At 67.9% G+C, this 14,594-nt stretch carries 15 protein-coding genes; 2 read left to right on the top strand and 13 right to left on the bottom strand.

From position 1 onward, the window contains the following. Window positions 1-244 precede the first annotated feature (244 nt). Complete coding sequence (locus ACOQPE_RS13160) at window positions 245-1,804, top strand: hypothetical protein (protein WP_420609346.1); 1,560 nt, start codon at window positions 245-247, stop codon at window positions 1,802-1,804. Here the strand turns inward: ACOQPE_RS13160 and ACOQPE_RS13155 are convergent. The 8 genes from ACOQPE_RS13155 to ACOQPE_RS13120 all read right to left on the bottom strand — a co-directional run bounded on the left by ACOQPE_RS13155 (window position 1,757) and on the right by ACOQPE_RS13120 (window position 9,035). Next, window positions 1,757-2,164: an NUDIX hydrolase gene (locus tag ACOQPE_RS13155; protein WP_420609345.1), complete on the bottom strand. Its 408-nt coding sequence runs from the start codon at window positions 2,162-2,164 to the stop codon at window positions 1,757-1,759. The two genes, ACOQPE_RS13160 and ACOQPE_RS13155, sit on opposite strands and share 48 nt — an antisense overlap. Then, a complete protein-coding gene (locus tag ACOQPE_RS13150) occupies window positions 2,161-2,673 on the bottom strand; it encodes a GNAT family N-acetyltransferase (RefSeq protein WP_420609344.1) in 513 nt (170 codons plus the stop codon). Before ACOQPE_RS13150 ends, ACOQPE_RS13155 begins: the two co-directional genes overlap by 4 nt. A gap of 40 nt (window positions 2,674-2,713) precedes the next feature. Further along, the gene (locus ACOQPE_RS13145) at window positions 2,714-4,366 is read right to left on the bottom strand and encodes an FAD-dependent thymidylate synthase (RefSeq protein ID WP_420609343.1); all 1,653 of its coding nucleotides are present in this window, start codon (window positions 4,364-4,366) and stop codon (window positions 2,714-2,716) included. Between the two features lie 90 nt (window positions 4,367-4,456). After that, window positions 4,457-5,086, bottom strand: coding sequence for a hypothetical protein (locus ACOQPE_RS13140; RefSeq protein ID WP_420609342.1), 630 nt, complete (start codon window positions 5,084-5,086; stop codon window positions 4,457-4,459). Continuing rightward, window positions 5,083-7,434, bottom strand: a complete 2,352-nt coding sequence (locus ACOQPE_RS13135) for a DEAD/DEAH box helicase (RefSeq protein ID WP_420609341.1) — start codon at window positions 7,432-7,434, stop codon at window positions 5,083-5,085. Before ACOQPE_RS13135 ends, ACOQPE_RS13140 begins: the two co-directional genes overlap by 4 nt. Before the next feature lie 41 nt (window positions 7,435-7,475). Further along, a complete protein-coding gene (gene tatC, locus ACOQPE_RS13130) occupies window positions 7,476-8,321 on the bottom strand; it encodes a twin-arginine translocase subunit TatC (RefSeq protein WP_420609340.1) in 846 nt (281 codons plus the stop codon). Next, on the bottom strand, window positions 8,318-8,680 hold the full coding sequence (locus ACOQPE_RS13125) for a twin-arginine translocase TatA/TatE family subunit (protein ID WP_420609339.1): 363 nt from the start codon (window positions 8,678-8,680) through the stop codon (window positions 8,318-8,320). The genes tatC and ACOQPE_RS13125 overlap by 4 nt, the downstream gene beginning before the upstream one ends. 85 nt (window positions 8,681-8,765) lie before the next feature. After that, window positions 8,766-9,035, bottom strand: a complete 270-nt coding sequence (locus ACOQPE_RS13120) for a hypothetical protein (protein WP_420609338.1) — start codon at window positions 9,033-9,035, stop codon at window positions 8,766-8,768. Between the two features lie 18 nt (window positions 9,036-9,053). On the opposite strand from ACOQPE_RS13120, the gene ACOQPE_RS13115 reads away from it, so the two are divergent. After that, window positions 9,054-9,815 carry a glycerophosphodiester phosphodiesterase gene (locus tag ACOQPE_RS13115; RefSeq protein ID WP_420609337.1) on the top strand — a complete coding sequence of 254 codons (762 nt, stop codon included), beginning with the start codon at window positions 9,054-9,056 and terminating at the stop codon, window positions 9,813-9,815. Window positions 9,816-9,847: 32 nt separating this feature from the next. On the opposite strand, the gene lepB is transcribed toward ACOQPE_RS13115, so the two are convergent. The 5 genes from lepB to prcB are packed head-to-tail and all read right to left on the bottom strand — an operon-like array spanning window position 9,848 to window position 14,593. Further along, on the bottom strand, window positions 9,848-10,456 hold the full coding sequence (gene lepB / locus ACOQPE_RS13110; RefSeq protein WP_420609336.1) for a signal peptidase I: 609 nt from the start codon (window positions 10,454-10,456) through the stop codon (window positions 9,848-9,850). Then, window positions 10,435-11,544 (bottom strand): DUF3866 family protein, encoded by a 1,110-nt coding sequence (locus tag ACOQPE_RS13105; RefSeq protein WP_420609335.1) that lies wholly within the window; start codon window positions 11,542-11,544, stop codon window positions 10,435-10,437. Before ACOQPE_RS13105 ends, lepB begins: the two co-directional genes overlap by 22 nt. Window positions 11,545-11,594: 50 nt before the next feature. After that, the gene (gene pafA / locus ACOQPE_RS13100) at window positions 11,595-12,953 is read right to left on the bottom strand and encodes a Pup--protein ligase (protein ID WP_420609334.1); all 1,359 of its coding nucleotides are present in this window, start codon (window positions 12,951-12,953) and stop codon (window positions 11,595-11,597) included. A gap of 21 nt (window positions 12,954-12,974) precedes the next feature. Further along, on the bottom strand, window positions 12,975-13,715 hold the full coding sequence (gene prcA / locus ACOQPE_RS13095) for a proteasome subunit alpha (protein ID WP_420609333.1): 741 nt from the start codon (window positions 13,713-13,715) through the stop codon (window positions 12,975-12,977). After that, window positions 13,712-14,593: a proteasome subunit beta gene (gene prcB, locus ACOQPE_RS13090; RefSeq protein ID WP_420611395.1), complete on the bottom strand. Its 882-nt coding sequence runs from the start codon at window positions 14,591-14,593 to the stop codon at window positions 13,712-13,714. Before prcB ends, prcA begins: the two co-directional genes overlap by 4 nt. Between the last annotated feature and the right edge of the window lies 1 nt (window position 14,594).

Below are 14,594 nucleotides of genomic sequence, written 5' to 3'. Positions count from 1 at the left end.
TTCAGGGACTGGTGGTGTTGCAGAGCTACAGGCGTGCGTGAGCGCGCCACGAATGCCTAGGTGAACCGCTGTAACGCGGGGCACCCGGTAGCTGCCTTCGAGGGTACGACGATTGCCGTCCCCCTCCGAGGAATTTTCTCGCAGGCCTCCGATCGGGCCCAGGAGCACCTGCGGCGCTGCGTGATCCCGTGCCGCCAAACCGGAGGCACGCCACTAACCTCCCGCGAGTGTTGGTGAAGGCGCCGTGAGCCGTCGCCTCGAAGTCGAGTTGACCAGCCGGCGTGACGACGGCTCGTGGACATGGCGCGCCGCAGGAGCGAAAGAGCCGAAAGGCGTGCTGGATGGCGGCTTGCTGCCAAAGGGCGCCGCTGCGGGAGATGTTCTGCGCGTCGACGCCGAGTTCGAGGTCGACGGCATCTTCGTCACCGAGGTGCTCCCGCCCAAGGCTCGCAGCGGCAAGCCACCCGCAGAGCGCATCGAGCTGATCGGCCCGCCGGATCGCGGCGCGGGAACGACGACAACCAGGGTGAGCCGCGGTCGTGACGGCCGCAAGCGCAGTGGCGAAGGCGAGCGAGGACGCCGCCGAAGCGGCGAGCGAGACTCGCGAGGCTCCCAGCGCAAACGCCAGGGAGCACGCCGGAGCCGTGACGGTGCCGCAGACTCAAGCGGGGACAAGCCCCAGCAGCGCAAGCGACGCGAGGGCGAAGGTCGTCGCAGGCGTGAGGGCAGCGGCAAGCGGCAGGCGCGAGATGCCGACGCCCAGAAAAAGCCCGATACCCCCGACCGCCCCCCGCGCCCCAAAGCGCGCAAGCTCCGCCCTGGTCGTAAGCACCGTGAGGCACTTATCGCCTCGCTGCCGGCCGAGCAGCAGGTAGTGGCCGAACAGGTGGTACGCGGCGGCCTCGCTGCGGTGCGGGCCGAGATCACCGAACAGAATCGCAAGGCGGCTGCCGACGGTGCGCCCGAAGTGCCGGCCGAGGGTGTGCTCCAGCTCGCGGAATCACTGATCAGGCCAGTGCAGATCGCCGAGTGGCGCGACCGCGCCGACGCCGCTATCGCCGGCATCGAACGGGTCGACCTGCGCGACCTTCGCTCCGTGCTGGTAGCTGCCGAAGACTTCGCCCGCGACGCAGAGACCCGGGATCTGGCCGACAAGATCCGGGAAGGGCTCAACGATCGCGTCGAGCGCAGCCAGCATGAATGGCACGACGAGCTGCGGACCACCCTGACGGAAGGGCGCGTCGTGCGAGCGCTGCGCCTCAGCTCCCGCCCTCCCAAGGCCGGCGCGCCGCTTCCCCCCGAGATCGCTCAGGAACTGACATCCCAGGCCAATGCCGCGCTGGGCACCGGAGCTTCCCAGCACCGGATCGCCGTTGTGCTCGAGGCGGTGGCGTACTCGCCGGTGCGGCCCTATGTGGTGCTGCCTGCCATTCCGGCCGAGCCGACCCCCGAGCTGCTCGAAGCGGTGCGCAAGGTGGCATCTCGCCTGCCCGAGGTGGCAACGGCCCTGGGTATCGACCCGACCGAGGCGCGCCCGCGCAACCAGTCACGGCGCGGCCGCGGGCGCCGACCGAAGGGCGAGGCGGCGGAGGCTTCGGCCGAAGCGGGCAGCGACACCGAAACCCCCACCGAAGACGCTGCCGGGGCACAAGTCGAGAATTCGGCAGACGACGCCGAAGCACCGAGCGAACCTGTGGTTGAAGCCGCAGCCGACGACGCTGGCACGTCGAGCGACAGCGAGAACGACGCCAGCGATTCAGCCAGCGAAGACGTGGCGGTCGAGGAAGTCACGCATCCCGCCTGACAGCGGGACTGCACCCGACCTGATCTCGTCGAAGCCCACGAAACGGGCGTCGGCAGCGTCGTCGCCGGCGACCGGCATCGCATCGGCGGGGCACTCCACGGCGTAGTCCAAGATCACGAAGTGCAACTGCTCGCTGATGTGCTCGGTCACGCCGACGAGTTGGCCGCACCGCACCACGAGCCCGGTCTCTTCGGCCAGTTCGCGCTCGACGGCGTCGCTCAGAGACTCCCCGGGCTCGACACGCCCCCCAGGGAACGCCCACAGTCCCTCTGCCGGCGGTCGGCCACGGCGCACCAGCAACACGGAGCTGCCGCGCACCGCAACTCCGCCGACACAAACTTCAGGAATCGGCTCGCTCACGGCGATTCGGGAGTCGGCTCGCTTGGAGACTCAGTGTCCGGCGCCAGCTTGCGGTGCAGCACCAGCAGACGTGCAGTGAATCCGAATGTCTCGAAGAAGTTCTTGGTGGCACGATTGCCCGGCAGCGCCAGCGAGTCGACGCCCACGCAGCCCCGCTCAGTGCACCACTGCAGCACCTCTCCGATCAGCACCTCCCCGACGCTGACCTCGCGGGCGCCGGGAGCGACATACAGGTCGGCGACGCGCCCCAGCATCTCTCCGGTCTGCAATGGTTCGACAACCGCAACGGCATAGCCAACCGGCGTGCCGTCGATCTCTCCGATCCACACCGCACTGTCGGAATCATCGAGGGCCTCTGCAATGCTCTGCTCGAACGGCCTCGTTCTCACCTCCCGGCGCGACCAGACCCAGCCGCCCCGCGCATCCACCTGCTCAGCCACGGCGTCTGCCGCCATCTGCGCGAGCACTCCCACGTGCTCGCTGTCGGCAAGGCGGGCCACTACGTCCATGCGGAGCATTCCATCAGGCGAGGCCCCCGGGGCTCGACCGTCAAGCGGGTTCGGCAGATTGCCGTCGGGCCGTGGCTTCCTCGGCGCCCAAGCGCCCCAAGATGCCCTCAGACAGATCCACGTGCGTCAGCATCGCAGCCACTGCCCGGTGTCCTGCGGTCTCGGCGATCTGGCGATACATCTCAGTCACGACCCGCCGGTAGTCCTCGTGGCCCTGAGGTTGTGATCGCAGCTCGATCATGTGCATGGCCTCACGGGCGTTGAACTGCATGCTGTAGCGCACGCGGTAGGCCATCGACACCGCATACGACGCCTCCAGCGTCCCGACGGCCTCGGCGAGCGTGTCGTACAGCTCTGCTGACAGCTCCATCACCTCGTCGTAGGCCTCTCCCCCGCCGGCCGCATCCACGAGCGCAGGCACGGAGTACCCGTGCTGTGGGCTCAGCGGCTGCCATTCGATGGTGAGCAGGCGGTGGCGCTGGAGGTCGCGGAAGCTGCCGTAGTCGGCGAGCACATCGAACCGGTAGTCGAGGCGTTCGAGCGCCCGGCCCGGCCGGTGGCGCCGGTTCGTCCGTTCGCCGCAGTATCGCTTCACCAGCTCCATGCGCTCGGCCTCGGTCATCTGGGCCACACGGGCAGCGATCTGCGGTTCTCCCAGCGACGTGTAGGGGTACAGCATGGCCGCCAGCATCTTGTCCTCGCCGGAGGGATCCCAGTCGGTCAGCTGGACCTCGGGCACCGGCTCCGGTTCGTCCGCGGCGAAGAGGTCTGCAGCGAATTCCGACATCGCAACCCGGTTGGCCTCGAGGTAGTCCGACCACACGACGCCCCGGTCAGGTTGGTCGACGCGCCGCAGGAACGAGGGGATGACTTTGCGCAACTCGGTCAGCATCATCTGGGCGTAGCTGCGTGCCTCGGGCAGCGGGTGCGCTCGCATCCGCAGCAGGAGTGCTTCGTAGGCCTGTCCGCTGCCGAAGATGCCGACGTTGGACAGGCTGGCCGCCGGCAACAGACCCCTCGCCGCGTCGAATGCCTGTGCACGGATGGCCCGCCGGCGCGCGAGGTCGCTGCCGGCGGCGGCACCGGCTGTCGCATCGGGATGCTCGGTGAGCCAACCGGTCATGCGGCGGACCATGTCGCCGTAGGCGTCGAACATGCGGTCCACGTCGCCGACGAATCGAGTCCCCGCACGCGAGCCCATCACCTCGGGCGGCCGGTGGTACCGGTACCGCCCTTGGACTCGCTCGTCGTAGGCGAGGTAGCGGGTGGACTGCTCGAGGTACGACATCAGCCGCCCTCGTTCGAGGATCTTGGTGAGCAGGTTGGAGGCCTGCTCGCATGCAAGATGCACGGCTCCGAGCTGCGCCACCGAGTCGTCGCCGTATTCCACGAACACGCGCTGGTACAGCTGCTCGGCGCGGGCGACGCCCACCGTGGCGTCGATGGTCTCGTCGCCGGAGATGTCGAGGTCGTCGACGAACTCGTCGAGCAGCAGCCGCCGCAGGCTCTTGTGCGTCCTGGAGTAGCGGGCGAACAGTGCCCCCTTCACCACTTCAGGCAGGTTCACGAGCGCAAAGACCGGCTGGCGCAGGTTCGTGACATAGCGCCGCAGAATGTCCTGCTCGGCAGGCGTGAACGTCTCGTTGGTGTAGTGGACTACCGGATCACCGGCGGGTCGGGTCGGCGGGGACACTGCGCCGATGGTATGGCCCGCACGACCGCATCCTGCGGACCGATGACCGTAGCCCAGCGGATGTCAGAAGCGGAACAGAACACCGGCAGCTCAGAACACGATCACCGCGGCGTCGGGTTGGATTGCGAGGGTCAGCTCGCGGCATCTGCCGACCTGTTCGCCGTCGAGCCACAGCGTGAGCGGCCGGTCGAACCGATGCTCCCAACGTTCCACACGCCGCACGGCGATGGCCGGATGCGGTACATGAGCTCCCGACTGCAGCCGCTGGCGGGCAAGCACCCGTTGAGTCACGCCGAGCGCTGGCTGATCCAGACCGGTGCTGAGTATGTGCAGCCGCCCGTCGTTGGGATGGGCTGCGGGCGCCAATCGCCATGGCCCGAGCATCTCGGCGCTCATGGCCGCCACGACCGGCCCGCGCCACCACGAGTTGCGCGCGACGGCTCCGATGCAGGCCCAATGCGGCTCGCCATCGGCTATCGCCTCGACGAGGTCGATCGGAGCTGTTCGAGCGTGTTCGGAACGCAGGCGATCTGCACCGCCTGCCGGTGCGCCCACCACTCGCCACAGGTCGCCGCCGACCACGCCGATCGGCGTCGCTGGTAAGTCGCCGGTGCGTTGGCAGGTGATCAACCGGCGCAACTCGGCGTTGCTGCTGGCGACGGGCGCCCCTTCGGGCAGCATCGCTGCGGTTCCCCACGGCTGGTTGCGCCGTACGGTCACGTGAGCCTGCGAGTGCGCGTCACCACCGGCAACGACACGAAACCGTCTCCCGGCGCCGCCGCGACCGGTTCCCCCACCCGGCCATCGGAGACTCGGGCAGCTGCAGCGACGACACCGTGGTCGAGTGCCGAACAGGCATCGGCTGCGGTGCGCCGCGTGCGCTGCTGGGAGGCAACGCCTGCGATCCGGTCGACGAGATCGATGAGCTGGCGCATCTGGCGAACGAAATCGCCGCCAGAGGGCACTTGGTCGCCCCCCGCATCGCCGTGCCACAGATCGGTGTATGCCGTCCCTCCAGCCCAGGCATGGGCAATGGCGAAGAAGGCTGCGTCGGGCGCGCGCGACGGCGCCACGCTGTGCTGTCGCTCAGCGCTGTTGATCTGTGACGCCAGCTCGAACATGTGCGCTGCCCTCTCGCGGGAGTCGTTGTCGGGGTAGCGGGGCGCCGGCGGCGGCTGGCTGCTGCGATGTTCGTAGGTCAGCACCGACACCAGGCCGGCGAGTTGAGCGGGCGCCACACCGTCGAAAACGCCGTCGCGCAAGCACAGCACCGTCAGCAGATCGCACTCGTGGAAGACAGACTTCAGGCAGTCACCGGTGGCGGTCAGCGACCAGCCATCCGCACAGTCGAAGATGTTCAGCACCTCGTTGGTGGCGTCGAGCTGGCGGGCCAGCCCTCCCTTGGCGAGTTTGATCCGATCCTTCAGACGGCTCACCCGTGCTCCCACGCGCTCGGCGTGTCGCTCCGCATCGACGAGTGCCCGGTCGGTGCGGCGGTCGGCAGGCCTGCCGCGCCGGTGCCGACCCGAGCCCGACGACCTCCCGCGTGCCGATGCGTGCGACTGCGAACGGCCACGACCGCCCCCCATCGACCGCAGTCGTGCCCGGGCCTCGCGCAGCGCTTTGCGTTCCACCTCGAGTTCCGCGGTCCACTGGCCGACCCGGCGATCAGCCCGCCACTGGGCGAACGATCGCTGCAACAGCTCGACTGCCTCGTCGTGGGTGCGGCTGGCAATGAGGTTGGCGACCATGTTGTACGTCGGTCGGAATGACGACTCCAGCTCGAAATCACTGCTTGCGACCAAGCGGGCCGTCTCGTCGAACGCCGTCTGCGGATGCCACAGCGTGTACGCATAACCGGTCTCGTCGATGCCGCGGCGACCCGCCCGACCGGTGAGCTGGGTGTACTCACCCGGTGTCAGCAGCGCAAAGCCCTCTCCGCGGAATCGGCTGAGCTGCTCGATCACCACCGAACGGGCAGGCATGTTCACGCCCACCGCCAGCGTTTCCGTTGCGAACACCACTGCCAGCAGTCCGGCCGAGAAGCACTCTTCGATGGCCTCCTTGAAGGCCGGTATCAAGCCTGCGTGGTGGGCCGCGACACCGGCCGTGAGATGCCCCAGCCACTCGTCGTAGCCGAGCGCGTCGAGATCACTGGCCTCGAGATCCGCTGTGTGCGCCGCCGCGATCTGGCGCACGCGATGCTGCTGAGCGGCATCCAGAAACGCCGCCCCCTCAGCGACGAGCGTCCGGGCAGCGTCGTCGCAACCCTGACGGGAGAACACGAACACGATCGCCGGCAGCCTGGCGCTGGCAGCCAGATGCTCGACGATCTCCGAGCGACGCGGACGGGCCGGTCGCGCGCCTGCCCGTCGATGCCGGCGCTGGCCGCCGGATCGGGAACGTGCCTGCTCGACTATCCGTTCGATCTCGGGATTCGGGCGGCCGTCCCGCAGCGTCGGCAGATCCACCAAACGGCGGCTGTGCCGCTCGTAGAGCAGGAAGCGATCTTCCAGGGGCACCGGACGCTGTGAGCAGACCACCGCCGTGCACCCGCCTGCAGTGGCTTCGACCCACGACGCGAGCTCGTTGGCATTGCTGACCGTGGCCGACAGGCACACCAGTCGCATATGCGGCGGCGTGCTGATGATGACCTCTTCCCAGACCGCTCCCCGGTAAGGATCCTGCAGGTAGTGGACCTCGTCCAGCACGGCCATGCCGAACTGCGCGATGTGCGATGAGCCGGCGTACATCATGTTGCGCAGCACTTCGGTGGTCATGACCACGACATCGGCGTCGGGGCAGATGACGTTGTCGCCGGTGAGCAGGCCTACCCGTTCGGATCCCAGCCAGGAACGCAGCTCGCGCAGCTTCTGGTTCGACAACGCCTTGGTGGGCGCTGTGTAGGCCGCACGTTGGCCGGCCTCGAGTGTCGCTGCGATGCCGTACTCCGCAACGAGGGTCTTGCCCGACGATGTCGGCGCAGCGACGAGCACCGACTTGCCCCGATCCAGCGCGGCGAACGCCTCGGTCTGAAAGCCGTCGGGCGAGATGCTCCGTGCACTCAAGAGCTCCGCGAACAGCGTTGGCGCTGCGGTCCCGTTCGAAGTCACAGCGTCGGTCCGGCCGCAGTGGGGCTCTGCTCGCTCTCCTTCGGCGACCGGCGGAATCGGCGCCGCAGCGGGGGTTCACCGCTGCGGCGGCGGAGGACGAGGTAGCCGACCAGGATCGACAGCTCGTAGAACACGTACAGCGGCACCGACAGCGCCGCGAGTGTGATCGGATCTCCCGACGGCGTGATGATCGCCGCGCCGGCCACGATTCCGACGATGGCGTAGCGGCGGGCCCGATTCAGCTGCCGCGGCTCGACGATGCCGGCGAGCTGGGCGAAGATCAGCACGATCGGGAACTCGAACCCGATGCCGAACGCCAGCATCATGAACGTCACCAGGCCGAGGTAGGCACCGGGTCCGAGCAGCGGGTCGACGGCGTCGCCGCTAACTGCGATCAGGAAGTCCAGCGCCCGTTCGAACGTGAAGTAGGCCAAGACTGCACCGGCCGAGAACAGCACGAACCCCGCAATCACGAACGGGATCGCCCACCGCTTCTCGCGGCGGTCCAGCGCCGGCGTGATGAACCGCCACAGGTGCCACAGCAGCACCGGCATGGCCAGTACCACGCCCAGGTAGGCCGACACCTTGATGCGGGTGCGGAATCCCTCCAGCGGTGCGGTGATCACCAGGCTGCACGGCCGGTCGATCTCCTGGGCTACCAGCACATTGCAGTACGGCGGCAGGAATACCTCGCGGAGCAGCCAGTCATAGACGATCAGCCCGACGACCATGCCAAGCCCGATGGCCACGATGCTCCAGATGAGCCGGTTCCGCAGCTCGGCGACATGATCCCAGAAACCCATCACCTCCGGCCGGGGCCGGCGGCGCCACCGGAGCCTCACGCAGCGCCGTCTCTGGTCGCGTCATCGCCAGCCGGGTCGCTAGCGCTGGGCTGCTTGATCTCGGCTTGGTCACCCTCCGGCTGTTCCGCTGCAGCGTTCGGCTGCTTGGTCTCGGTATCGGCGCTTTCCAGCTCAACCTCCGAATCAATTGACGCAGCGGGACGGGCGGGCGGCGATGCAGGTTCGACTATGGGCGGCGAGATCGTGGCATCCATTTCCTGGCGAACGGTGGTCGAGAAGTCGCGCACCTGCCGGAAGGCGCGGCCGATGCCCCGGATTGCGCCCGGCAGCCGCTTGGGGCCGAGCACGATCAGCGCCACGAGCACGATGATCAGCACCTCGTTGGGCTGCAGGCTCACGGCTCGATGGTAGAACCCCGACCCTGCGCAGCGGTTCTGTGCCGCGCACGCACAGGCGGACCCGTGTGCAGCGACTGCTAACCCATCAGAAGGGCAGCACCCGGCGAGCGGCCCACCGCACTGCCAGGCCGAGCACCCGCTCGGCAGTGGCCTGGCGCAGCGACGGCACGTCCAGGCTGTCGATTGCGGCGCGTGCTCGCATGACGTCAGCGCGCACCGCCGCAGCGGCATCTGCGATCGACGCCAGGCTCTGGGCCGTCGCCCGCAACTCCATCGCCAGCCGTCGGATCATGACGATGCTCACCACGGCGAGCACGCCGAAGGCAACGATGGGCAGCAGCCATATCGCCGGCACAAGTGGCACGATAGAGGCGTGCCCCCTCAGCCATTGCCGTCACTGCGCACGCCTCCGATCGCGTTCGCACACCGCGGCGGGCGAGCGCACGGCCCCGACAATGCCCTTGACACGTTCGCCCTGGCCCTGGAAATGGGAGCGACGGGCCTCGAGACTGACGTCTGGTTGAGCCAGGACGGTCACCCCATGCTGGACCATGACGGCATTGCTTGGCACCGGGGCGTGCGCCGTGCCTTCAGCTCGTTGCAACGGGAGCGCATCGGTGACGACATTCCCACGCTTGCGGACATGTACAAAGCATGCGGCACCGACTTCGAGCTGTCAGTCGATCTCAAGGACCCGGCGGCGGCAGATGCCGTGATCTCCGCTGCTCGTGCCGCGGGCGCGGAGGACCGCCTGTGGCTGTGCCACGGCGACTGGGATCTCCTGGTCGACCTGCGCGGGCGCACGTCTGCCCACATCGTCGATTCGACCCGGGTGCGGCGCATGAAGGAGGGCCCCGAGCGTCGGGCTGCGGCGATGGCCGTCGACGGCATCGATGCCGTCAACCTCCCCGCCAAGGACTGGACTGGCGGCCTCGCGGCCCTCTTCCACCGATTCGAACGCCTCTGCTTCGGGTGGGACGTGCAGCACACCCGCCTGGCGACAGCGCTGCGGGACATGGGCCTCGACGGCCTGTACGGCGATCACGTCGACCGTCTGCTGGCCGGCCTCGAATCATCGAAGACTCCGGGCGGGTCCGCCCCTGCGGGCGATATCTGCGAGACACAGCCCGCCTGACCGTGATCGGCGTCGATCGCGGCGCTGGAGATCTACAAGCCGCCGAGGCGGGTGGGCGGCCAGAAACGTGCAAATGCCCTCCCAACGATCTCGCTCTCGGGAATCGCGCCGAAGACGCGGCTGTCTTGGCTTGAACGGCGGTTGTCGCCCATGACGAACACGTAGCCGGCAGGCACCAGCACTGGGCCGAAGTCACGCGTGTACACCTCGGTCGACAGGTAATGCTCATCCACCGGCGACCCATCGATGATGAGCCTGCCATTCACCGCTTCGACCTGCTGGCCGCCGACCGCCACGACTCGCTTGATGAGCTCTGCAGTCTGCGCCGGTTGCATCGAAGGCGGGGTGCGAAACACGACAACATCGCCGGGTTCGGGATCCCCGATGCGGTAGCTGAGCTTGGAGACCAGCAGTCGATCCCCGATCTCGAGCACGGGCTCCATCGACTCGGACGGGATGTAGAACGCCGCGATGAGAAACGTCCGCATCAGCAGCGCGAGCGTCACCGCGGCCAGCAGCACCCATGTCCACGACAGCAGGCTGCGCGTGCGCCGGCTCATAGCCCGCCGAACGCGCGGCTGCCGAGGCGGCGGCAGATCCTCGGGTTCGTCGGGAATGCTCATGCCGATGCCGCCAGCCACGCTGCTGCCGCCCCCAGCCACAGGCAAGCCTGCTCGTCGCTCTCCAGCGGGCGGCCCATGGACCTCACGCTCAGACCGCTGCCAGCAAGGGCATCTGCGACTGCAATCGGCTCTGCTCTGAAGGCTCGCTCTCCCAACGCATCGATCCATGAGGCATCGCCCGCCGTCGGGTCGAGCTTGCTGCTCGCCGGGACTGGAACGACGGTCCGAGTGGGCGCCAGCGCTGCCATCGCCCGAGTGTGATGGCTTACGCCACGGTGCCGTAGGCGCTCGTCGACCGAAGATGCACGTGCAACCAGCGCTGTCGCCGCTCCGAGCCCGTCCAGCACGGCCGCGTGGCCGACGAGATCCAGCGCCGAGAAGCCCAATGGGCTCGCAGTGCCGAGGTGCCCTAACCCCGGCGCGACGACCACACGCTGGATGTCCCGCTCCGCCAGTGCGGCCACGCCAGAGGCAACGGTGACTGCCTCAATGGGGGCCCCGAAGGCCTGCCCAGTACTGACCGCCGTCGCGATCATTCCTCGCTCCAAGCACGCGGCAGCGAGATCGCTGAGCACGAACGGCAGCGCTCCGCTATCGGTCATGACATAGCCCGGCGCCTCGCCGGAAACACCGTGGACTGTCGCGGCCAGCGCCAGCGCATGGCTGTGCAGCACGCACAGCACCACCCGCACGCCCGCGAGCGATGGCAGGGCCAGACCGATGTCAGCGGGCCGCGCCTCACGAGGATCAGCGCCATCGGGCGCTGTCTCTACAAAGGCAGGGCGATCCGTTCCGGCCCCGTCGGCCGCCTCCTCGAATGCCTCGACGGGCAGCTGCTCAGCCAGATAACGGGCCTTCATGACACGCCCCGGCCCCCGGGCGCCCCCGAATGGCGACGTGAGGTTCGTGTGCACCACATGTGCCCCGCCGGTGCCAAGGCCGAGATCCATTGCCGACGTGTTCACGAGCAGCTCGTCGCCAGCCGCGACCGGGCCGCACAAGTCCGTGAGCGCGTACGCCTCGCTGCCGTCGGACAGGGTCACCCGCGCCAACCCGGGGCGCACGTCACGCACCTCGGCGGCTCGTAGGCGCGCAAAGCGCGGCATCTGCTGCTTTCAGCCAGCTGAGCGCCGGCGCACACGGTCCACGGTGCACATCACAGTGACTCGATCAACTTGTCGACGCGCTCGTCGTGGGAACGGAACGGGTCCTTGCACAAGACGGTTCGCTGCGCCTGGTCGTTGAGCTTCAGATGCACCCAGTCCACGGTGTAGTCACGGCGCCGAGCCTTGGCCTCGCGAACGAACGCCCCGCGCAGCCGGGCCCGCGTCGTCTGGGGCGCTTCCTCGGTGGCCCGACGCACATCGGCGTCATCCAAGACTCGCTCGACCAATCCGCGTCGCTGCATCACATAGAAGACGCCTCGCGTCGAGTGGACGTGGTGGTACTGCAGGTCCAGCAGTGCGATGTGCGGGTCGTCGAAGCCGACCTCAGCTCGCTCGGCATAGCTCGTGAGCAGCTTGTGCTTGATGACCCAGTCCACCTCGCGGTCGAGCTGCAGCGGGTCATCAGCGATGGCCGTCATCACGTGCTCCCACATCTGCAGAGCACGCGACTCCTCCTCGGTGAGATCGTTCGTCTCGGCAAAGCGCAGGGCTCGTTCCAGGTACTCCGACTGGATGTCGAATGCGCTCACTTCACGCCCATTGGCCAGGCGCACCTTGCGTCTGCAGGTGATGTCGTGGCTGATCTCGCGGATCGCCCGGATCGGGTTCTCCAGCGTCATGTCCCGCAGCACCACGGCGGGATCCTCGAGCATGCGCAGCATGAGTGCAGCCGCGCCGATCTTGAGGAATGACGTGTACTCGCTCATATTCGAGTCGCCGACGATGACGTGCAGGCGCCGGAAGCGCTCAGCATCGGCATGCGGCTCGTCGCGGGTGTTGATGATCGGGCGGCTGCGGGTCGTCGCGCTCGACACGCTCTCCCAGATGTGCTCCGCTCGCTGGGTTATGCAATACCGGGCGCCCTTCGCCGTGTTGAGCACCTTGCCTGCGCCAGCGTAGATCTGCCGAGTCACCAGGAACGGGATCAGCACCTCGGCGTAATTCGAGAAGTCGTCAGCGCGGCTGGTCAGGTAGTTCTCGTGGCACCCGTAGCTGTTGCCGGCCGAGTCGGTGTTGTTCTTGAACAGGAAGATCGTGCCGTTGAACACCTCCTCGGCCAGTCGCTCGGTGGCGCTGGCAACGAGCTGTTCGAGGATTCGTTCGCCTGCGCGGTCGTGGCACACCACGTCATAGACGGAATCGCATTCGGGCGTGGCGTATTCGGGATGGCTGCCGACGTCGAGATACAGGCGCGCCCCGTTTGCCAGGAACACATTGCTGGATCGCCCCCACGACACGACCCGGCGGAACAGGTAGCGCGCCACCTCGTCGGGGCTGAGGCGCCGTTGTCCCCGCAGTGTGCACGTGACGCCGTACTCGTTCTCGACACCCATGATGCGCCGCTGCACGGCGCTCACCGTACTTCCGATCTAGGAATCTTCCTGATCGGAGCCTTCGTCGGGCTGATCTGCGCTGTCGCCCAGAGCGACTTCCACCTCGTCGTCCTCGAGACGCCGGAAGCACCGGCGGCGGTGTGTTGCGTCTTCGAGGTTCGACTCGAGCAAGGCCACCTCGAGATCCGGCGCAGCGATCTCACGCTCGGGGCCGGCGAGCGCCGCGCGAGCCAGCCGGATGGCAGCGTCGGCATCGAGCTCAGGGTCGTAGCCCTCAGCCACCCGCTCGCGCACCGCGTCGGCATCGCCCCCGATGCAGCAGTACGCCTCCTCGTCCATGACGGTCCCGTCGTACTGGATCCTGTAGAGCTGGTTGGCCTCGTCGCCGATCCCCACCTCCACCACCACGATCTCGACCTCGAGCGGCTTGAGCTCATGGGTGAAGAACTGCCCCAGCATCTGCGCGTACTGGTTGGCGAGGCTGCGAGCTTCCACGTCAGAACGGGAGTACTGGTAGCCCTTCAGCTCAGCGTGGCGGACGCCCGCGATGCGCAGCTGGTCGAACTCGATGTAGCGGCCCACACCACCGAAGGCGATCCGGTCGTAGATTTCCGACACCTTGCGCAGCGTTGCGCTGGCGTTCTCCGCAACCAGGGCGATGCCGCTGCCGTATTCCAGCGTCACCAGCGAGCGTCCCCGGGCGATCCCCTTGCGGGCATAGTCGGCCCGGTCTTGCATGAGCTGCTCAGGGCTGACGTACATCCCGGGCATGCTCATGGCAGCACCTCGCTGCGGCTGCCTCCGGCGGAACTGGGATCGCCGCCGGCTGAGTCGGCGCGGGCTGCTCCCCCGCTCCCGCCGCCAGAGAGCTCGGCTTGCAGATCAGCGAACACAGCCCCTGACTCGGCGTCGCTGAGCTGGCGGAAGCCCTCGCTCCCGATTGCCGCGAGCACCGGGTAGATGCCGCGCACGGGATCGGGACCGCCGGTGGCGCTGTCTTCGTCGGCAGCGTGCCACAACGCCTGCACGCTGAGCGCCAGTGCTTCAGGCTCGCTCAAGTCGTCACGGAAGCCGAGCTTCAGGACCGTCCCGGCGTGCAGGCTGCCCGAGCCGGCCGTGGCATAATCCTGCTCCTCGTAGCGGCCACCGGTCACGTCGTACTGGAAGAGCCTGCCCCTTCCGTCGGCGGGGTCGAATCCGGCGAAGATCGGCACTACCGGGAGGCCGCGCATCGCCTGGGGCAGGTGTGCCCGAAGCATCTCGGCCAGCTGGTTCGCCTTGCCTTCCAGGCTCAGCGGCTTGCCTTCGATCTTCTCGTAGTACTCAAGCTGCAGTTGGAAGAGGCGGACCATCTGCACGGCCGGGCCTGCGGCACCGGCAATGGCAACCGCCGAATAGGAATCGGCCGGGAAGACCTTGCGCATGTCGCGGTGACTGATGAGGTTGCCACTGGTGGCCCGCCGATCGCCCGCGACAACCACTCCGTCGGAGCTGCGCACCGCCAGCACGGTGGTGGCGTGAGAACCCTCAAGGGAGCCGAAACCCCCCTCCGCGGCAGGAACCTGCGCGAAACCGGCAAATGGCTCGCTGCCGGTGCGCCGCAGCAGTTCGAGGAAGCTCGCCCCCGGATCGTCCCCTGGGGCGAAGAAGGGCATG

This window comes from Candidatus Poriferisodalis sp. (genome assembly GCF_965219595.1).
Classification (GTDB): Bacteria; Actinomycetota; Acidimicrobiia; order Acidimicrobiales; family Poriferisodalaceae; genus Poriferisodalis.
Note: the sequence above shows the minus strand (reverse complement) of the source record. Positions and strands in the feature narration are given on the sequence as shown.